This window comes from Neobacillus drentensis, assembly GCF_021560175.1.
Lineage (GTDB): Bacteria > Bacillota > Bacilli > Bacillales > Cytobacillaceae > Neobacillus > Neobacillus drentensis_A.
Map to the genome: position 1 here is coordinate 4,362,141 of NZ_CP091110.1, position 18,876 is coordinate 4,381,016.

Below are 18,876 nucleotides of genomic sequence, written 5' to 3' on the forward strand. Positions count from 1 at the left end.
TTTATTTAATCTCTCGTTGGCTATATTGCTTTGTATCGATTCCTCTTTGCATTAACCAGTGATAGGTCTCACCTGAAATAATGACGGGCGCATTTTTTAAGTCTGAAATAGACTTTGCACCTAATGCAGTCATAATCATTGTTAATTCCGAATGGAGAGTGTTAATTTCTTCAATTAAAGCATCCAGACCATCCTGTACAAGTATTTGCAAGAAGAAGCCAGCTAGACCAATCGCACTAGCACCAATTGCTAACCCTTTTGCAATATCAATGCTTGAGGAAAAACCTCCAGATCCAATAATCGGAATACGATTAGGAATACTTGCTGCCTCAAGAATTGAAATAGGTGTAGGGATTCCCCAATTATTGAAAAACGGAAGAGATTGTTTCCTGCGCTTATTTTCTATTTCAGCAAAATTTGTCCCTCCGGAACCTCCTACATCAACAAAAGCTATACCTGCCGAAATGAGAGACTCAACCGTTTCCTTAGACATACCAAAGCCGACTTCCTTTACGATAATCGGTACGTTTACCCCATTGGCAATCTCTGTGATTCTGTTTAGAGATCCGAAAAAATTTCGATCCCCCTCCGGCATCGTTAATTCTTGAATCACATTTAAATGAATTTGTAAGGCATTGGCCCCAATCATATCAATGGCCAATTTAGCATTTTCAATGGTCGCTTCACTGCCTAAATTGGCGATGACAATCCCATTGGGATTCTCTTTACGGACAATTTCATATGTATATCTTTCTTGTTTATCCCTGATAGCAGACATTTGTGACCCAACAGCCATAGCCACTCCGGTATGCTTTGCAGCGATTGCCAGCTGCTTATTAATTTGATAGGTTTTTTCGCCGCCGCCGCCCGTCATAGCATTGATAAAAATTGGCGAACTTAAAGAAAGTTCGCCAATTAAATAATTTAATCGAACATCGGACACATTGATATTCGGTAAGCTTTGGTGAATAAATTTGATATCGTCGAAAACTGTAGAACGATTTTGCCTATTTTCCAAGGCAAAGCGAATATGATCCCATTTTCGTTCAGATCTTGACACTTACATCACCATTATTTTCCTAGATTCTTTAATTTATCTCCAATCATTTCACCAAGCTGGAACCCTTTAGACTCTTCTGGAAGCTCGTAATCAAAGTTTTCCTCCACTTCTTTTTCAAGCAATTCCTTTATGCTTAATGATAAACGCTGATCCTGCTCATTGACATCAAGAACCTTTACATTTACTTCTTGACCTTCTTTTAAAACTTCATGCGGAGTTCCGATATGTTTATGAGCAATTTGAGAGATATGAACAAGTCCTTCTACACCAGGAAATACTTCCACGAAAGCCCCATAAGAAACCAATCTTTTCACTGTTCCGCTTAAAGTACTTCCTTTAGGAGCTTTCTCTGAGATATTACTCCAAGGTCCTGGAAGGGTTTCTTTAATTGATAATGAAATTCTTTCATTATCGCGGTCAACACTCAACACTTTTACATTCACTTGTTGTCCTTCGTGTACAACATCAGATGGTTTATTAACATGTTCATGGGAAAGCTGTGAAATATGAACTAGTCCATCAATTCCGCCGATGTCTACAAAAGCGCCAAAATCAGTAATTCTTTGGACAGTTCCCTCAATAACTTGCCCCACTTCCAGAGCACCAAGACGGTTTTGTTTTTGCTTTCCTTTTTCTTGTTCGACAACTGCACGATGGGAGAGAATTAAACGGTTCTTTTCCTTGTCAAGTTCAACGATTTTAAATGAGAGCGTACGGCCTTTGTAATCACTGAAATCCTCGACAAAATGCGCCTCTACCAAGGAAGCAGGAACAAATCCACGAACGCCAAGGTCTACAACCAATCCGCCTTTAACAACGTCTTTAACCTCTGTTTCGAAAATCTCTCCAGCCTGGAATTTATTTTCTAAGCTTTCCCAAGCTTTCTCTGCATCCACTTTCCGTTTCGATAATACTAATGCATCTTCTTCTACCTTTGTTACTTCTAATTCCAGTTCATCGCCTTCTGCAACAGCATCAGATGCCTTTTCAATATGAAGGCTTGAAAGTTCACTGATTGGGATAATTCCATCCAGCTTGCTGCCTGGAATATTCACAAGCACCTGTTTTTCCTCAACCTTAGTAACTTGTCCAGTTACTTTATCCCCGATTTCAAAGTTTTTCACTTCTACTTGATTTAATTCTTCCGACATATGTATTCCTCCTTATTCCATTTACTCTTAAAAATCTATATATGATTTGGTGAAAAACACTCTGTTCACCACATATAAAATAAAACAAAACCAATAGAATTTTCAAAAAAAATCTCTTTTTATTAACTTCTTACAAATAGCCTTTTTTGTCAAGCAGAAGCTATTTATGCTCTTTTATAAGTTTATCGATTTCTGACATAATTAATTCAGTTACTTCCTCAGCTGAGGCTTTTGTTTGTCTCATTTCAGTCATATCGATTGGTTTACCATAAACCATTTTTAATTTTTTTAGACTTTTATAAGGACCAATGACCGCACAAGGTACTACTTGAGCTTCCGTTCTTAATGCAAAAAAGCCTGCTCCTGAAAGCCCTTTTCCTAGTTCCCCAGTTTTGCTTCTGGTTCCTTCCGGAAAGAGTCCAAAAACATGTCCGTCCTTTAAAAGCTTTAATCCTGTCCTTAGCGCCTCTCGGTCACTGAATCCCCTTTTTACAGGGAATGCATTACATTTTCTTACGATCCCTCCCAATACCGGGACCTGAAAAAGCTCATCTTTAGCCATATAATGCACGGGACGGGGACACATGATACCGACAACGATTGGGTCGATTACAGAGATATGGTTGGAGCAAAGAAGCACGCCACCCTCTTTCGGGATATTTTCTACACCTACTGCTTGTATCCGATACCACGGTTTAAAAATGGTATAAACCACTGATTTGGCAAACCCATAAAACGTCATACTCAACCAATCCTTTCATTCACCAACGCCATTATTTTTTCGACAACATCAGGAATGGTCAAAGAGGTTGTGTCGATTTCAATTGCATCACTTGCCTTTTTTAAAGGAGCTACTGCTCTTTCCGAGTCAATTTTATCACGCTGGGCAATCTCTTCTTTTAATTTTTCCAAATCAGAAGGAAAGCCTTTCTCTAAGTTTTCAGTATGCCTTCTCTCAGCTCTCTCTTCTACACTTGCAAGCAAAAATACTTTTACTTCAGCATTTGGTAAAACATGTGTTCCGATGTCTCTACCATCCATCACCACTCCGCCTTCTGTGGCGAATGCCTGCTGTCTCTTCACCATTTCTTCACGGACTTTTGGCTGCCGTGCCACGTAGGACACAGAATTAGTTACTTCAGATGTACGAATTAAATCTGTAACATCGCAGTTATCAAGAATAACCAATTGTCCTGTATTGGAAGGTTTTAGTTCAATAACTGTCGATAAGAGCGTGTCCAATAATGATGCTTCATCTTCCAGATCAAGTTGATTGTTGATTGCTTTATATGTCAATGCTCTGTACATTGCACCAGTATCAATATAAATATAAGAAAGTCTTTCTGCCACAATTTTTGCTACTGTACTTTTCCCGGCTGCGGCAGGGCCGTCAATTGCAATTGATATTTTATTTTCCATAAATCCTCCTAAATGCTCTCATGATCGTCTCATCTACCTTATTTATTTTACCACAAGATAAAGATATGCCTCTTTTTTTTAGCAATTATATAAAAGAAAAATGCTGAAATAAACCCCATTTAATTAGTACAATTGCCTAATACTCTATAATAAAAATAGGAAAGTATAAACCTTCCAACTAAGAGGAAGCATTTATACTTTCCTATTTTATTTTGTTAACAAAATGTGCAGGTTATGGGTTATTATCCTGAAAGGTTTGCAGAATTTCAGTTATTGTATTTTCATTAACCCCTTCGTATTTTGTTAAATGTTTAATTTGCGGAAAAATATCTAACTGATGCAATAGTAATTGTGATAAAAATAAAAAGATAAATTGTACAATCACCAATTTAATTAAAATTCTTTCTATTGTTTTCATGCCAATCACTCCAAAAGCCATATGTCGTTAGTATTGGAGCAGCCTGCCGATTTTATTCTTTTCTTCTAATTATGGACTGATTTAAACTAGTCTGTTGATTTCCGCTTCAGGCGCTTCGCTTTCCGCGGGCGGTACGGGGAGCCTCCTCGTCGCTTCGCTCCTGCGGGGTCTCCCCTGCCCCGTACTCCCCCAGGAGTCTGTGCGCCTTCCGCTCCAATCAACAGAGTGTGTGCAATATTATTTATCAAATACCTTTTGGGTCAGGCTCTATAAAACATCTTCGTATGTTGCCTCAGCATTTTTTAGTTTTTCTACTTCTTCTTCTAATCCTGTTTTAGCATTAATAAAGATCCGATAGGTATCATCACCCAATGTTCCTAAGAATTCATAGCATAATACATCCTCATTTAGATCATTAACAATCATGGCTTGGCGTTGTTCCATTACCTTTAATTTTGGATTTACCTTGGTACGAGCTTGTTCAAGTGTAAGCGTTGGTTTTTCTATGGTTCGTGTTTGGAATGATTTTAAGTATTCTTCAGCAGAAATACCAACTATATCTCCATTATCCAGCGCTACTTTGACTTTCACTGATTCTGGATAAATTCTAACTCCATTTATATTGGTAACAAAATCAAATACTCCCACATTATCATATTGTGTACTCTCAAATGTTTCTAAATTTTTAAAGCCTGTTTTCTTCAAAAATGCTGCCGCCTTATTATTGGCATCATTTAAACTCAAAGATTGTTTTTTGATATCACGGTTATTAATAAACCAAATGGGCTTGCCTGCCTTTTTCGTAATATCCATACTTGCTTCTTGCCCTGCCGTTTTATTTTTAATGGATACACTGTAAAAACCATAATCAGAGCCTTTACCATTATCGGTGACTTTTACGTTTGCATTTCCATCAAACTTCATATACCTTTTTGCAATTTGAATTGCCTCATTGCGGGTAATGGTTTTCCCTTTAATTTTCTTATAGTTTTCATCCTTTTTTTGAAAATTGCTAAATGTTGGCCCCAAATCTGATTCCGCAAAGCTTGTAACTGTTTTTTCAACAGTTTTAAACCCATCAATAATCGTATTGTCTGTGTTTTCCTTCCCAGATGCCAGGGCAAGTTCCACATCCATCCACCGAAGATTATTTTTCAAGACCATATGCTGTACATTTCGAAGCTCATTTTGGATGTCACCAGACTGCTTGTACAGTGCTTGAAGTGTTTGATATTCTTTATCAGTCAATGGTTCCTTCGATAAATCTCTAACTGCAGTACGATAGCTAAAGTTACCAATATTCGCTAAAAATTCCTCAGTTTTATTGAAAGGCAATAGTGTTAACGGAAGCTGTCCAACATCGCCATGTGCCTGTGAAGTGAGCCTCCATACTTCGATTAAGGAGGGCGATAAGGATTCTTTGGAATTCATCGCAAGTGTAGTTCCTATTTTATCATTTAATAGATCCATACGATAAGAAAGATTATGGAATGCCCGTTGATAGTTGTTTTCCGCATTGATAAGGATTGCATTTTTTTCCTGATGTTCTTGATAGCCCCAATAAGCTGTTCCCGCAATACCAACAGCGAGAACACCTATCAATATGCCTCTAATCAATTGAGCTCACCCCTCTATTTACAAAAAATATGCTTGCCAATACGTTTAATTTGCGGTCTGCCCCAAATCCATCCGCTGGTGGCCGTTGCTGGATTAAAGTAATACAGTGCCTCTCCCGTTGGATCCCATCCATTTATGGCATCTATTACTGCTTTTTTAGCGGATTCATTTGGAGTCAGCCAAATTTGTCCATCTGCTACTGCTGTAAAGGCACCCGGTTCAAAAATAACACCGGAAACTGTGCTTGGAAATGATGAGCTGTTGACACGATTCAAAATAACTGCAGCAACAGCCACCTGACCAATATACGGTTCTCCCCTTGACTCACCATGAACAGCATTGGCCATTAATCTTATATCATTTTGCGAGTACCCTTTTGGTGTGTTTAAGGCTGTCGGCTTTTTTGCGGCTGCCTTGGGCGACGTTGAATTCTGTGCTGTTTGTTTGTTATATTTCGTGGCTTTTGTTAATTTTGTTTTTGTTGTAGCACCTGCAATTCCATCAATAGGTAAACCGAATTCATATTGAAAATTTCTTAATGCCCAATAAGTGCCCCATCCAAATACCCCATCAATTTTCCCATGATAGAAGCCTATATATGTGAGCCTAGATTGCAGCTCGATTACATCCTCCCCTACTGCTCCTCTTTGAATTACCTGATTCGAAAACGCATATACCTTTTGGCTCTCCAAGGAAGAAAATGTCATGGTACATGAAAAGATTAAGATGAAGAATCTGATGAAGATGTTTTTCTTTATCATGGAATAATAACCCCCATTATGAATCTTTTTAGCATTAAGGCTATTTTTTGTTTTATTGGTATTTTTATTCCATTTCTCGCAGAAAAAAACCCTTCAACCAATTGTGAAGGGCTTTAAAAGGTATTATCGGTAAATTAAACAGGTGCTTGTGCTTTATGTTCGGGATATTTTTTAAAATGATTTGCACTTAAAATTTTCGCTTTTTTTACTTTTCGTAATCCAAACCACCAAAGGAAAATCATAAATGGAAAAATAATAAACAACCAGTTTTCAAGTGAAATCAAAATAAAGTCATAGGAGCCATGCAAAAGAATCGGCAACAACAAGGATAATAAGATCCATTTTGCTTTATGATCCTTCGTAAACTTTGCTTTTCCTAGATAAAAGCCCATAATAACACCGAATAGTGCATGACTAGATACAGGCAATAGAGCACGGGTCATGGCATGCTCAATTCCATTTGCCACTAAATAAAAGATATTTTCAACAGTAGCAAAACCAAGCGAAACGGCTACACCATAAACAATTCCATCAAACGGTTCATCAAATTCGACGTGCTGATATATAAGATAAAAAAGGATAAACCATTTAAAAAACTCTTCTAAAATACCTGAACCAAAAAAGGCATTTATTAAATCGGATTGTAATAAATGCTCTGTTTCCAAAACATGCTGGATAAACATAATGGGGAACACCAGCAGCACACCGTACAAAAATGTTCGAAAAACAAAGGAAACAGGCTCTGGTTCATATTCATCCTTTAAATAAAAATAACTTAATAAGGCCAAACCTGGAGCAATTCCGGCCGATAATATTCCAAGCATGCTGAACCTCTTTTCCAATCCTTTTTCTTTATGGTACCATGTAAAGCACGTAAAGAAAATGAAAGATTCATTCCAGCGGCCGAAGAAACCTACGCATTAAAAGTTTATGTTTTCAATGCTGCTTGCCATCGCAACAGCCAATTTCATCCTTGCTTTTTTAGAATCATTATCACTTCCAAGAATGACTCCCTTTTTATAAAGATCATATGCACTGCCTTCATAATCGTACGTTGTATAGACCGCACCCTCTTCAGCACTGGTAGTTATGACTATTTTGATCCCCGCTTTTATGGACGCTTCGATTTCTTCCATCATTTTCGGAGCTACCTGACCTCTTCCCACTCCCTCAAGGATGATTCCAGATACACCTGCCTCTCGGGCAGCCTTTATAAACTTCCCATCTGCCCCAATATAGCACTTAATAATTTCTACAGCCGGAATGGGCGATTTTAATTGATAGTACTCTCTTCTAATCGGTCTCTGGAAAACATGGACATTGTCATTATCAATAATACCAAGATAACCAAACCCAAAAGCATTAAAACCCTGAATATTAGAGGCATGTTCTTTTTTTACATATCTCGCCGCAAAAATTCGTTCATTAAACACAACGACGGTGCCTACATCGTGTAGATCGGGCGAACATGCCGAATAAATGGCATGTCGCAAATTAATGTACACGTCACTACCTAAATCCTCCGGTGAGCGCTGCGAGCCTGTGACGACAACAGGCCTGCGGTCATTAATAGTTAAATCTAGAAAATAGGAAGTTTCCTCCATCGTATCAGTCCCATGGGTGACAACCACACCAGAAACGGACTCATCCTTAAAGTAATCCTCAATTTTAGTTTTTAAAAAGACTAAATCGTCAAATGTAATATGTATACTCGCTTTTTGAAAGACAGAGTCCACGATTACTTCTATTTCATTGGGTAAATGACACATCGCTGCCAGTTCTTCTCCGGTAATAGCTCCGGAAGCTAATTTACCAGAGGTTTTATTTGGTTTACTAGCAATCGTCCCCCCTGTTGTTAATAAAACGACCTTTTTCATTATTTATCACCCTTTAGCTTCTTTATCTAGTATAGATTGTGCGATTTGACCGCCATGGAAACGACCATTTTCAATAAAAATTTCATTTGCATTATTGCCTGCTGCAATAACCCCAGCAATATAGATTCCACTGATATTAGTTTCCATTGTATCAGTATTATAGAAAGGTCTTCCGGTTTCTTCATCCATTCTTATCCCCATCTTCACTAGGAAATCATGGTCAGGATGATATCCGGTCATCGCAAAGACAAAATCATTCTTTATCGTTAGTTGTTCCCCATCCTTTATATAAGTTACTTGATTTTCAGTAATTCCTTTTACATCTGCTTCAAACTCCATTGTTATGGTTCCATTTTTGACTAATGATTCAAATTCAGGGAGAATCCATGGTTTTATACTTGGTGAATATTCTTTACCTCGGTATAAAACCGTTACGCGGGCTCCTGCCTTTACAAGTTCAAGTGCCGCATCGACACTTGAATTTTTTCCTCCGATTACACAAACATCCTTATCAAAATAGGGATGTGCTTCTTTAAAGTAATGGAATACTTTTGGAAGGCTTTCACCTGGTACATTCATAAAGTTTGGATGATCATAGTAACCCGTTGCAATGACAATATAACTACTCTGATAAATATCTTTATCTGTTTTGACGTGGAATAGTTGTTCATCTTTTGAAACTTCTATAACTGTTTCAAATGCATTTATCCGTAGCTGTTTGCGCTTAGCAACCTCCCGATAATACACTAATGCCTGATTACGTTTGGGCTTGTAACTATCCGTCACAAAAGGAAAACCACCTATTTCTAATTTTTCGCTTGTACTAAAAAAGGTTTGATGGGTTGGATAATGATAGATGGAATTTACAACATTCCCCTTTTCGATAATTAATGGCTTCTTCCCAATTTCTTGTAAAGCGATTGCTGCAGCTAATCCACAGGGACCCCCGCCAATAATAATGATATCTTCAATTTGCATTTAGGCCAGCTCCTTACAACGAATATATATAAAGTATTATTTCTCTACAAAAAAATCTCCTACCGTATCATGATAGGAGATTTTTTATTTAGTTTCAACAAACAAAACTTTTAATCATGTTACTTATTTGGTTAAATCCAGCCTCTGAAGCGGCTGGCCTCTGCCATTTTCCTTACCCCGACCATATAGGCAGCAAGCCGCATATCCACTCTGCGAGTTTGCGCAGTATCATATATATTCATAAATGATTTGACCATTACTTTTTCTAGTTTTTCTTCTACTTCTTCTTCTGTCCAATAATACCCTTGATTATTTTGAACCCATTCAAAGTAGGAAACCGTAACGCCACCAGCTGATGCTAGAACATCTGGAACAAGCAGAATACCACGTTCAGTTAAAATTTCTGTTGCCTCCAAGGTTGTTGGACCATTGGCAGCCTCGACCACAATTTTCGCACGAATATTATGAGCATTTTCAGCTGTAATTTGATTTTCAATAGCCGCAGGAACTAAAATATCACAATCAAGCTCAAGTAATTCTTTATTTGAAATCGTATTATTGAATAATTTTGTGACAGTTCCGAAGCTATCCCGTCTATCTAATAAATAGTCGATGTCTAGACCATTAGGATCATATAATGCACCATAAGCATCTGAAATACCGATTACGATAGCACCGGCATCATGCATGAACTTAGATAAATAACTTCCTGCATTTCCAAAGCCTTGAACGACTACCTTGGCTCCTTCAATTTGAATGCCTTTCTTTTTAGCAGCTTCACGAATACAGATGGTCACCCCTTTTGCGGTTGCAGATTCTCGACCATGGGAGCCTCCTAATACAAGCGGCTTTCCTGTGATAAATCCTGGAGAATTGAATTCATCAATTCGGCTATATTCGTCCATCATCCAGGCCATAATTTGTGAATTAGTAAATACATCCGGAGCAGGGATATCCTTTGTTGGTCCAACAATTTGACTGATTGCTCTCACGTAGCCACGACTAAGTCTTTCAAGCTCTCTAAAAGACATGTCCCGCGGATCGCAGACAATTCCGCCTTTCCCTCCGCCATATGGGAGATCGACAATCCCGCATTTCAAACTCATCCATATTGAAAGGGCTTTCACTTCCGTTTCAGTTACATTAGGATGAAAACGAATACCGCCCTTTGTTGGTCCGACTGCATCATTATGTTGTGCACGGTATCCAGTAAATATTTTAATAGAACCGTCATCCATTCTGATTGGAATTTTGACTGTCAGCAAACGTAATGGCTCTTTTAAAAGCTCATATACTTCTTCAGGATAACCTAACTTTTCAAGGGCTTTATGTATAACGGTTTGTGTTGATTTCAACACATCGTGGTGCTCTCCCTCTTGATTAGTTTGACCATTTGCTTTTTCGGCAACCATTTAAAATCCTCCTAGAAAATGCTTTACGAATGTTGTCTTCTTTCAGAGACAAGTATACACGTTTCATTGATTTATGCAAGAAGAAAAACCAAGACTAAATCTTAATTTGTAAACGCTGCGCTAAAATTTAAACCTAACAAAGTATGGAGGTTTAAAAGACCTTATAAAGGGGCATCCGCCCCTTTAGGGTGATATTGATCCAATCAAGTTATTTAAAAAAATGGAGGATTGTTTCAACAGCAAATTGTTTCATCACAGGCTTACCATATTCAGCAAGAACGTATGGACTTAGAATAGATGGGGTGCCAAACTCCGATAAAATACAGGCAACCATTTCTTTTTTATCAGTTTCGACCTCATCCATTACAAGGTAATAGCGGTTATGCATGGCATAAAGGCTTCCACCAAAAATGTCTATAATTGATAATCTTTTGGCTAGGCCTACTAAATCCTCAAATTCATTAAACTCGTATAAGAGAGCTTCACAGCCTTCAACTCTTACCTGCATTTCAATATACCCATCGTATAATAATTCTTCATCGTCTTTTACTTCATCAACGGTAATGATTAAAATCATTCCTTGAGCCTGAAGGGAGAAAATTTCTACAGCTACAGAACCCTGGATATCAACATCAAATTCCTCACTTGCCTCTTCGAGCATATCATGAAAAAGCTGATTCCATTTACTAGAATCCTTCCAAATATCCTCTTTTGAAAGTCCTCTTTCAAATAAATCATCAGAGGTTAAAAATATTTTTATTTTATTGGCCGTTAAGCGTTCTAAGCGCATGCTTTTGCCCCCTGCCGTGACGTAACTCTTGTTTTCAGTGTATGCCGCAGGGAATCTTTGGTGAATTGTCTAACTTAGCCTATCTTTTCTAAACCTCGTTTAAGTGTAATAAGATGCGTTTCAGCAGGAGCTCCTAACCGTAAGGGCACAGTTGTTGTTCCATAGCCGTTACTAATTAACAGGATTGTATTTTTAAGTTTTTTTAAGCTTCCTCTTGGATACGGGCTATACCCCAAAATATGTATTTGTCCGCCATGGGTATGTCCGCTCAGTACCAGCTGAATATTATGCTCAGGTAAAATCTTATCTGTAATGGTTGGAATATGACAAGCTAAGATTTTAAAACTGCCCTCCTCGGCATCCATAAGCGCAAAATCAAGCCGGTCTCGCTCCTGGCTGCAGTCATCAACCCCCAAGAGAGATAATTTATCCCCACGATTTGACTCAAAAGTAACGGCTGTATTATCCAAGACTTTTATACCCATATCGAGCAATATTGCATCCAATTTACGAAAATCCACTTCATAATCATTATTTCCCCAGACAAAATAAGCAGGTCCCACTTGTTTTAATTTCCGCAAATTTTCCTTTACTTGCGAAAAGGATACCCCTTTTTCCATCAAGTCTCCTCCGATTATAACAAAGTCGGCTTTCCCTTTTACATTCTGAATAATACGATCGGAAATAACCCGTCTATGAATATCCGAAATAAAAAAAATGGTCACCTTGCCAAACGAGTCAGGAAAATCTGGAAAGGTTATCTCATGCTCTACCACTTTATTTAAAAAGGCCTCTCTCACCATAAATAAGAAGAGACAGATACCTCCCAATAACAATAAAACGATTATCCCCCATATAATCATCTTGTTCTCCCTCCTCAACAGTTCTACGGAAATCATACCATAAAGACGACTTAAACTAAAAAAATCCCCCCATACAATGTATGAGAAGGATTTTCTTTCTTTCCCTTGATTTTAATCCTCATGTATATCTAGAATACGGAAGCCGTGTTCTTCGAGCTTCTTAGTAAACCTGTCAATATTGTCTTTCTTTTCAATCTTCATCACAATTCTGCGTACAAGCTTATCGGTTTCATCGAACGTAACAAGAGAGATGATGTGCTCATGGAATTGATGGGCTATTTCTGATAGCCTTGCAATCCTTCCTTCCGTCTCAACTGATGTAAACGCAATCCTTACTCCCGGTCGATTTACACCAAATGCACTTTCAAATGCAGTTAAACAATCAGATCGTGTGACTACCCCATGAAAGGTCTTCCCATTATCAACCACAGCTAATAATGGGAAATCCTTCAAATCAAGAAGTGTTTTTTCAAATAATTCCCCACCTAGCAAAAACTGATCTTCATGGGATGCAATATCCCCCACCACTGTCGATGTCAGATATTCATCCTTTTGTTTCCCGGACTTAAAAAAACCTTCATATATATTAAATCTTGTTACAACACCTACATATTTATTACCCATTAAAACAGGGAGCCCATCAATTTGGTGTTTTTCTAACAGCTCCAGTGCATCCTTAAGGGTTACATCAGGTTGAGTGGTAATACACTCATGCTTGGGGATCATAATATTTTTAACAAACACTTACTATCACCTCATAAATTAGTCCTATATCCATTATTATACATCTACCATACCATTAAAAACCCCTCTTATTATTAAAGTTTTATGTCATGTAACGGAAATACTCTCATAAGATTAAATGATATCGAAATAAGGGAGGGCAACTATGAATACACATTTTAAAACCTATCATCCCTATGCTAGTCCGTTTGACCCTTGTCCACCAATCCTTGAGAAGACATATTCCACACCACCCAATTTATATATGGGCTTTCAGCCGCCAAATTTGCCCCAATTCACCCCGCTTGAAGCACTTAGGGCAGGGACATTGTGGAAAGCCTTTCATGACCCTTGGTTTAGCCCGCTTGAACCAGGTAAAGGGGGACTCCCGCAATGAAACAAGTTCCTGCGGAATATTATCAACTAATGGAACAGCTTCAAGCTGTGGACTTTGTATTAGTTGAGTTAACCTTGTACTTAGATACACATAATGATGATCAAGAAGCTATTAATCAATTTAATCATTATGCCAAAGAAAGAAAACGATTAAAAAAATTATTTGAGAGCCAGTTTGGACCTTTACAGCAATATGGAAACAGCTACTCTGGTTATCCTTGGAACTGGGATGATGCACCATGGCCATGGCAAGTTTAAGATGGGGAGGGATTTCATCCAATGTGGATTTACGAAAAAAAACTTCAATATCCTGTTCGGGTTAGTTCATGTAATCCAAGATTAGCTAAGTATTTGATTGAGCAATACGGCGGAGCCGATGGAGAATTAGCAGCTGCACTTAGGTATTTAAATCAAAGGTACACAATTCCTGATAAGGTAATCGGCCTTTTGACAGATATTGGAACTGAAGAATTTGCTCATCTCGAAATGATTGCTACTATGGTCTATAAATTAACGAAAGATGCTACACCTGAACAAATAAAAGCTGCAGGCATTGAGGATCATTATGTTGACCATGACAAGGCATTATTCTATCATAATGCCGCGGGTGTTCCATTTACTGCCACTTATATTCAAGCTAAAGGGGACCCAATTGCCGACCTCTATGAGGATATTGCCGCTGAAGAAAAGGCGCGGGCTACTTATCAATGGATTATTAATATTAGCGATGATCCAGATTTAAATGATGGATTAAGATTTTTACGGGAAAGAGAAATTATTCATTCACAGCGATTCCGCGAGGCTGTCGAAATCTTAAAAGAAGAACAGGGTAAAAAGAAAATCTTTTAATTCGTAATAAGAAGCAGTTGAAGGTCTGCTTCTTATTTTTTTTCATGGTATAGGTTAATATCATATTGCTTTTTCATTATTTCAAAGACAATATGCCGATTTTTCCATTCCTCTTCCTTTTTCCACAAATCCTTACTCCGATCAACAATTTCGCATCGCAACTCTTGATATTCCTTTTCCTTCTTTTCCTTTTGCTGTTTTAACAAATTCATAGCCCCAAACCCGACAATTGTGAAAGCCAACAAGTAAACAGCAACGGCATCATTTAATACCGCCGACAACATGGCTAAAAAAGAAAATGAAAATGGTTTTACGAAAGTAATATAGAAATACACAGTAAATATAAAGGCAAAAAAGAGTGTTGCATAAACCGATAGATAATGCCACATTTTAATGTCATCAAATTTCTTCTTTCTCTTTCTTACATTCTCTAACATTTGTTTGGTTGCCTGATCGGTATATTCTAGTTTTTGAATTGCTGCATCCATCTCTGTCACCCTCCCTATTTCGATATATATATTTATGTTCTTGTCCTATAAATTATGTTGGGAAACAAAAAAAACCGATCAAAGATCGGCTAATTTAAAGGTATTTTGAGTACTTGACCAACATATATATTTTCATTTTGCAGATTATTAGTTCTCTTGATAATGGTGACACCACTTTTAGAATGGTAATACCTTATCGCTAGTTTAAACAATGTTTCTTGAGGCTTTACCTTATGATAAATAATTTTACTATTTTTTTGGGGTGCAGTTGGTATGGGTTGACTTTTTACTGCCTCGATTGGCTGACTATTTTTATCTGATACCTGCTGATCAGCTGTCCCTTGATTTGATGTTGGAAAAGACGTTTCAGCAGGGCTATTCGCTGGCTGCTCAACCTGTGTGGAAGTTTCTACACTTTTTTCCTCAGGACCCGTTACCTTTTCATCATCTTGAGCAGGTTTTGATGATTCTTCTAACATATCTTCATTAACCGGAATAGACTTTTCAAGATTAATGGTTTCATATCCAACTGAACTTCCAGAAGTTTTTTGTGTTCCATTGACTTTCCCGCCACTGTCCCGATAGGAAATGACACTAAAAATAATGATGGGAAGGAGAATAAAACATAAAACTAATAGCCGGATAACAGGATATTTAACCTTCCATTTAGTTTTCTTTCTTTTTTGTCTGTGGACCTGCTCCCTTGGCGGCAGTTTTTCATTGTCACCATCCACTTTTTCATTTATTTTTTGAATCCGTTGTTTTAATCGTTCCGCTTGGTCTCTGTATGGTTCTTCTTTATTCACAGAGCTGCTCCTCCCTGTTCTGATCATCTGTTTTCTTTCTAAATTTTATATATACTCCCAGAAGAAAGTCTATGACAAAATGCATCATAATGGTCACTGCTAAATTACCAGTCCATTTATAAATAAATCCTATCAAAAAACTTAACAGAATAATATTCAAAAAGAGGTACCAGTTAAAGAGGTATCGATAATGAATAATGGCAAAAATTATACTTGCCATGATTAGACCAACCTTTGTTTGGATAATTCCCCGGAAAAGCAATTCTTCGCTAAACGCAACAAAAAAAGCAATGACAAATGTATGAACTACATGTCTATTTTTAAAGATTCTCTCATTTAATCCCCCGTCATCATAATAGGATGCAGGCAGCCATTTCATTAACAAAATATCAGCTATTACAATGATTACTCCTGCAGGAATACCTATTGTAAGGATATGGTCGTCATTCAAATCTATATTTTGCAGATAAGAAAAATGATCAAACAAAATAGCTCCCAAGATAAGTGAGATAACTAAAAGGATGACTTGCGTAAGGTATAAGTGAGATAACAGCTCTTTATCTGTTAAATCTGCGATAATTTGGTTATACTTTCTTTTCATTCACTCAACTCACATTTAATTAGAATTTTGGCAAGGTAGTCCTTCCAGTTCTCTTCACGAGCTTGTATGGATGGTGTATTTATATGTGTTTGGTAATCATTTAAATTTACTCCGCATATATCACAACAGCATGGAATCTTCTGGAACCTGTCTTCGGCAAAGTACTGTAAAATAAATTCTCGCCTGCATGTTTCGGCATCGACCAGTTTTTTCATATAGAAGATATTATCATGCTTTAGCTTAAATCTTTCCCTTACAAACTCTTTAAGTGAAGTTTTTAACATCTCAAGATTAGTGATCTGGTGGTCTGGATGATTCACATATTCCTTTATGATTCGCCATTGGATTTCTGAAAACCCGCCCAGTGTACTTAACTCCTGATTTAATTCAATTACACCATCGTTTAACATACGCTGATTGATTAATTTTGTAAATAACCAATCGATTTGCTGCTCAGATGGCAATTCACCCTCTACAAGTTGAAAAGGAAGCTGCTCATCACCTGGTGCATATAAAAGAATGGCGACACTCGGAAGCCCATCCCGCCCCGCCCTTCCAATCTCCTGGAGATACGACTCAATCTGCATCGGCATATGATAATGGATAATAAAACGAATATTTTCTTTATTGATTCCCATACCAAACGCACTTGTAGCACAAACAACATCCAGTTGATTATGAATAAACTGCTGTTGAATCAATACTCTCGTTGTTGCATCCAATCCCCCGTGATAGGCCATTGCTTGGCAAATCCCTTTTTCCATTAAGAGAGACGCCATTTGATCAGCAGCCTTTTTACTAGAAAAATAGATAATACCAGGTTTTTGCAGTTGTGATACAAGTTCGATGATTCGATTTTGCTTATCATGATAATCCGTTAATTTTTCAAAACGGAAAGCTATGTTAGGCCGATCAATGGTTGATTCTATTTTAATGATTTCATCATTTTCGAACCCAAGGGAAGTTACAATATCTTCGCGGACCTTTTTGGTTGCAGTTGCTGTAAGTGCAAGGGTTAAGGGATAGCCTAATTTCTTGCGGATATCACCTAACTTTGAATAGTCGGGCCGGAAATCAAATCCCCATTGTGAAATACAATGAGCTTCGTCTACAACGAATAAAGAAATAGTAAGCCCCTGCAGAATCCTAATAACAAATGGAACACTTAACATTTCAGGGGAAATAAAGATGAACTTATATTCTCTTAAATGACGAAGTACCTTATTTCTCTCTGTCAAAGAAAGAAAAGAGTTCAATGCAACAACTCTTTTCTCTCCTAATCGCTTCATTTGCTCTACCTGATCCTGCATTAAAGATAGTAAGGGAGAAATAATCAAAATCTGCCCACTAAAAATATAGCCAGGTAATTGGTAACACAATGATTTTCCTGTTCCTGTCGGGAGCATAGCTAATGTATGCTGACCAGAAAGTATGGAGGTTACCACCTCTTTTTGTCCTTTTTTAAAGGTAGAATAACCAAAGTACTTTTTTAAAAGAATTTCTAATTCCATTTTTCATCACCATACTTCGCCAGTACTAACCTTATTTGAAAATAAGTCACAGACTTCAATTCATCCTTTATCCGCTTTAATTGTCTCGTTCCTATACTTCGAGAAATTTCAATAATCTTTGTTTGTAACTCCTTATCTACATATGGATCAATTGAGAAGTTGGGGAGATGCAGGGCAAATTCAACGAGATGATCTTCTATTGTACTTAATTTTAAGTTTCTTAAATCAGCAATTTTTCCAGGTGAGTTTCCCTGTATTAAAAAATTCCAAGTTTTCCTTGCAGAAATAGTTAATTCATCATCCTTCTCTAAATCTTTCAATAGAAAAGTTAGTATATGAAAGCTATTAGAATCCTTAATTTTTTGAATTAAATAATGCAGTGTGTTAATAAATTCAAGCTGGTAATCGTGAAGGGCCATTTCTCTCTTTCTTGCTGCTTGGAGTGCTGTCAATCCTATTTGCTGGAAACCTGTTAATCTATAAACTAAAATAGCCGGGTCTAAATCTTTTGCCCCATTTAAGCAGTCAAGTATTTCCGAATATAAAATGCTGCCTAATTCATTCCTAGGTACCTGTATTTCTGTTAACAGCGATTTAAGCCAATTATGCACATCTTTATTTTTTTGAATTGGGATATATTTAGACTCCTCATAAACGAGATTTGAAGTGACCTGAATAAGAAACGAGAGTCTTTCCCAAAACAGAGTTGTAAATAAGTGAAAATTCCATCCATTTAAATAATGATCCATTGACGTATTTTTTAAATGATCTAATCCTAAAACCGTCAATTGGTATCTTTGTTCACCACAACCATCAATTAAGTTCTTTTTGAATAAATCTTCTGTGATATGTTCGAAATCTTCTCTTGTTAACGTCTCATATACACCAAAAAATTCCTTCAAGGAGAATAAATGGGCATCTTGAATGGTTTGCGATGACTTTTTTCCATTTAGTAAATGAAAGATAGAATAAATAGTTCGTTCGTTATTGAGTTGTTTTAAACAATATAAAATAACGGTTTCTAACTGTAGCATCTTTTTCCACCACTTTTACCCATTTATTCGACAAAAATCCTCATTTTTTCTTATTTTATTTTAACATGAATTTTGTATAACGGGTTGGTTAATAATGAAGAAGTTTCATCAATTTGATCTCA

22 protein-coding genes are annotated in these 18,876 nt (G+C 37.2%); 3 read left to right on the plus strand and 19 right to left on the minus strand.

The features are described 5' to 3' along the window. Position 1: 1 nt before the first annotated feature. The 14 genes from fni to L1999_RS20720 form a co-directional block, all read right to left on the minus strand. Positions 2-1,060 carry a type 2 isopentenyl-diphosphate Delta-isomerase gene (gene fni, locus L1999_RS20655; RefSeq protein ID WP_235740287.1) on the minus strand — a complete coding sequence of 353 codons (1,059 nt, stop codon included), beginning with the start codon at positions 1,058-1,060 and terminating at the stop codon, positions 2-4. A gap of 11 nt (positions 1,061-1,071) precedes the next feature. After that, positions 1,072-2,211, minus strand: a complete 1,140-nt coding sequence (rpsA, locus tag L1999_RS20660) for a 30S ribosomal protein S1 (protein WP_235740288.1) — start codon at positions 2,209-2,211, stop codon at positions 1,072-1,074. A 160-nt stretch (positions 2,212-2,371) separates the two neighbouring features. Then, a complete protein-coding gene (locus tag L1999_RS20665; RefSeq protein WP_235740289.1) occupies positions 2,372-2,953 on the minus strand; it encodes a lysophospholipid acyltransferase family protein in 582 nt (193 codons plus the stop codon). A 2-nt stretch (positions 2,954-2,955) separates the two neighbouring features. Then, a complete protein-coding gene (gene cmk, locus L1999_RS20670; RefSeq protein ID WP_235740290.1) occupies positions 2,956-3,630 on the minus strand; it encodes a (d)CMP kinase in 675 nt (224 codons plus the stop codon). A gap of 232 nt (positions 3,631-3,862) precedes the next feature. Further along, positions 3,863-4,048, minus strand: a complete 186-nt coding sequence (locus L1999_RS20675; RefSeq protein WP_235740291.1) for a YpfB family protein — start codon at positions 4,046-4,048, stop codon at positions 3,863-3,865. A gap of 267 nt (positions 4,049-4,315) precedes the next feature. Continuing rightward, positions 4,316-5,665, minus strand: a complete 1,350-nt coding sequence (gene ypeB, locus L1999_RS20680) for a germination protein YpeB (RefSeq protein WP_235740292.1) — start codon at positions 5,663-5,665, stop codon at positions 4,316-4,318. A gap of 14 nt (positions 5,666-5,679) precedes the next feature. Beyond that, on the minus strand, positions 5,680-6,372 hold the full coding sequence (gene sleB, locus L1999_RS20685) for a spore cortex-lytic enzyme (RefSeq protein WP_345790907.1): 693 nt from the start codon (positions 6,370-6,372) through the stop codon (positions 5,680-5,682). Positions 6,373-6,560: 188 nt separating this feature from the next. Beyond that, positions 6,561-7,250, minus strand: a complete 690-nt coding sequence (prsW, locus tag L1999_RS20690) for a glutamic-type intramembrane protease PrsW (protein WP_235740294.1) — start codon at positions 7,248-7,250, stop codon at positions 6,561-6,563. Positions 7,251-7,346: 96 nt separating this feature from the next. Continuing rightward, entirely contained in the window at positions 7,347-8,303 is a 957-nt protein-coding gene (locus L1999_RS20695) for an asparaginase (protein ID WP_235740295.1), read from the minus strand. A gap of 6 nt (positions 8,304-8,309) precedes the next feature. Then, positions 8,310-9,281, minus strand: a complete 972-nt coding sequence (locus L1999_RS20700; RefSeq protein WP_235740296.1) for a YpdA family putative bacillithiol disulfide reductase — start codon at positions 9,279-9,281, stop codon at positions 8,310-8,312. Positions 9,282-9,412: 131 nt separating this feature from the next. Then, positions 9,413-10,693 carry a Glu/Leu/Phe/Val family dehydrogenase gene (locus L1999_RS20705; RefSeq protein WP_215043186.1) on the minus strand — a complete coding sequence of 427 codons (1,281 nt, stop codon included), beginning with the start codon at positions 10,691-10,693 and terminating at the stop codon, positions 9,413-9,415. A gap of 208 nt (positions 10,694-10,901) precedes the next feature. Next, positions 10,902-11,483, minus strand: a complete 582-nt coding sequence (locus L1999_RS20710) for a genetic competence negative regulator (RefSeq protein ID WP_235740297.1) — start codon at positions 11,481-11,483, stop codon at positions 10,902-10,904. Between the two features lie 74 nt (positions 11,484-11,557). Then, the gene (locus L1999_RS20715; protein ID WP_235740298.1) at positions 11,558-12,346 is read right to left on the minus strand and encodes a metallophosphoesterase; all 789 of its coding nucleotides are present in this window, start codon (positions 12,344-12,346) and stop codon (positions 11,558-11,560) included. A 111-nt stretch (positions 12,347-12,457) separates the two neighbouring features. Continuing rightward, positions 12,458-13,090 carry a CBS domain-containing protein gene (locus tag L1999_RS20720; RefSeq protein WP_235740299.1) on the minus strand — a complete coding sequence of 211 codons (633 nt, stop codon included), beginning with the start codon at positions 13,088-13,090 and terminating at the stop codon, positions 12,458-12,460. Between the two features lie 145 nt (positions 13,091-13,235). Between L1999_RS20720 and L1999_RS20725 the strand changes: the two genes are divergently transcribed. Genes L1999_RS20725 through L1999_RS20735 form a run of 3 tightly spaced genes read left to right on the plus strand, consistent with a single transcriptional unit; the run spans position 13,236 to position 14,314 of the window. Then, positions 13,236-13,466, plus strand: a complete 231-nt coding sequence (locus L1999_RS20725) for a spore coat associated protein CotJA (RefSeq protein WP_235740300.1) — start codon at positions 13,236-13,238, stop codon at positions 13,464-13,466. After that, positions 13,463-13,723, plus strand: a complete 261-nt coding sequence (locus L1999_RS20730; RefSeq protein ID WP_235740301.1) for a spore coat protein CotJB — start codon at positions 13,463-13,465, stop codon at positions 13,721-13,723. Before L1999_RS20725 ends, L1999_RS20730 begins: the two co-directional genes overlap by 4 nt. Before the next feature lie 21 nt (positions 13,724-13,744). Beyond that, positions 13,745-14,314 (plus strand): manganese catalase family protein, encoded by a 570-nt coding sequence (locus L1999_RS20735; protein WP_235740302.1) that lies wholly within the window; start codon positions 13,745-13,747, stop codon positions 14,312-14,314. Between the two features lie 32 nt (positions 14,315-14,346). On the opposite strand, the gene L1999_RS20740 is transcribed toward L1999_RS20735, so the two are convergent. The 5 genes from L1999_RS20740 to L1999_RS20760 all read right to left on the minus strand — a co-directional run bounded on the left by L1999_RS20740 (position 14,347) and on the right by L1999_RS20760 (position 18,754). Next, positions 14,347-14,802: a DUF2663 family protein gene (locus L1999_RS20740; protein ID WP_235740303.1), complete on the minus strand. Its 456-nt coding sequence runs from the start codon at positions 14,800-14,802 to the stop codon at positions 14,347-14,349. 89 nt (positions 14,803-14,891) lie between these two features. Further along, positions 14,892-15,608: a LysM peptidoglycan-binding domain-containing protein gene (locus L1999_RS20745; protein WP_235740304.1), complete on the minus strand. Its 717-nt coding sequence runs from the start codon at positions 15,606-15,608 to the stop codon at positions 14,892-14,894. Next, positions 15,601-16,209, minus strand: a complete 609-nt coding sequence (locus L1999_RS20750; RefSeq protein WP_235740305.1) for a CPBP family intramembrane glutamic endopeptidase — start codon at positions 16,207-16,209, stop codon at positions 15,601-15,603. The genes L1999_RS20745 and L1999_RS20750 overlap by 8 nt, the downstream gene beginning before the upstream one ends. Further along, complete coding sequence (locus tag L1999_RS20755) at positions 16,206-17,720, minus strand: RecQ family ATP-dependent DNA helicase (RefSeq protein ID WP_235740306.1); 1,515 nt, start codon at positions 17,718-17,720, stop codon at positions 16,206-16,208. The genes L1999_RS20750 and L1999_RS20755 overlap by 4 nt, the downstream gene beginning before the upstream one ends. After that, positions 17,711-18,754, minus strand: a complete 1,044-nt coding sequence (locus tag L1999_RS20760; RefSeq protein WP_235740307.1) for a YpbB family protein — start codon at positions 18,752-18,754, stop codon at positions 17,711-17,713. Before L1999_RS20760 ends, L1999_RS20755 begins: the two co-directional genes overlap by 10 nt. Positions 18,755-18,876 lie beyond the last annotated feature (122 nt).

What these genes read in the sequence shown, in the direction of transcription:
- rpsA (WP_235740288.1), bottom strand. Translation starts at nt 2,211, where the DNA reads ATGTCGGAAGAATTAAATCAAGTAGAAGTGAAAAACTTTGAAATCGGG.
- L1999_RS20665 (WP_235740289.1), bottom strand. Translation starts at nt 2,953, where the DNA reads ATGACGTTTTATGGGTTTGCCAAATCAGTGGTTTATACCATTTTTAAA.
- cmk (WP_235740290.1), bottom strand. Translation starts at nt 3,630, where the DNA reads ATGGAAAATAAAATATCAATTGCAATTGACGGCCCTGCCGCAGCCGGG.
- L1999_RS20675 (WP_235740291.1), bottom strand. Translation starts at nt 4,048, where the DNA reads ATGAAAACAATAGAAAGAATTTTAATTAAATTGGTGATTGTACAATTT.
- sleB (WP_345790907.1), bottom strand. Translation starts at nt 6,372, where the DNA reads ATGACATTTTCTTCCTTGGAGAGCCAAAAGGTATATGCGTTTTCGAAT.
- prsW (WP_235740294.1), bottom strand. Translation starts at nt 7,250, where the DNA reads ATGCTTGGAATATTATCGGCCGGAATTGCTCCAGGTTTGGCCTTATTA.
- L1999_RS20695 (WP_235740295.1), bottom strand. Translation starts at nt 8,303, where the DNA reads ATGAAAAAGGTCGTTTTATTAACAACAGGGGGGACGATTGCTAGTAAA.
- L1999_RS20700 (WP_235740296.1), bottom strand. Translation starts at nt 9,281, where the DNA reads ATGCAAATTGAAGATATCATTATTATTGGCGGGGGTCCCTGTGGATTA.
- L1999_RS20705 (WP_215043186.1), bottom strand. Translation starts at nt 10,693, where the DNA reads ATGGTTGCCGAAAAAGCAAATGGTCAAACTAATCAAGAGGGAGAGCAC.
- L1999_RS20710 (WP_235740297.1), bottom strand. Translation starts at nt 11,483, where the DNA reads ATGCGCTTAGAACGCTTAACGGCCAATAAAATAAAAATATTTTTAACC.
- L1999_RS20715 (WP_235740298.1), bottom strand. Translation starts at nt 12,346, where the DNA reads ATGATTATATGGGGGATAATCGTTTTATTGTTATTGGGAGGTATCTGT.
- L1999_RS20725 (WP_235740300.1), top strand. Translation starts at nt 13,236, where the DNA reads ATGAATACACATTTTAAAACCTATCATCCCTATGCTAGTCCGTTTGAC.
- L1999_RS20730 (WP_235740301.1), top strand. Translation starts at nt 13,463, where the DNA reads ATGAAACAAGTTCCTGCGGAATATTATCAACTAATGGAACAGCTTCAA.
- L1999_RS20735 (WP_235740302.1), top strand. Translation starts at nt 13,745, where the DNA reads ATGTGGATTTACGAAAAAAAACTTCAATATCCTGTTCGGGTTAGTTCA.
- L1999_RS20740 (WP_235740303.1), bottom strand. Translation starts at nt 14,802, where the DNA reads ATGGATGCAGCAATTCAAAAACTAGAATATACCGATCAGGCAACCAAA.
- L1999_RS20750 (WP_235740305.1), bottom strand. Translation starts at nt 16,209, where the DNA reads ATGAAAAGAAAGTATAACCAAATTATCGCAGATTTAACAGATAAAGAG.
- L1999_RS20755 (WP_235740306.1), bottom strand. Translation starts at nt 17,720, where the DNA reads ATGGAATTAGAAATTCTTTTAAAAAAGTACTTTGGTTATTCTACCTTT.
- L1999_RS20760 (WP_235740307.1), bottom strand. Translation starts at nt 18,754, where the DNA reads ATGCTACAGTTAGAAACCGTTATTTTATATTGTTTAAAACAACTCAAT.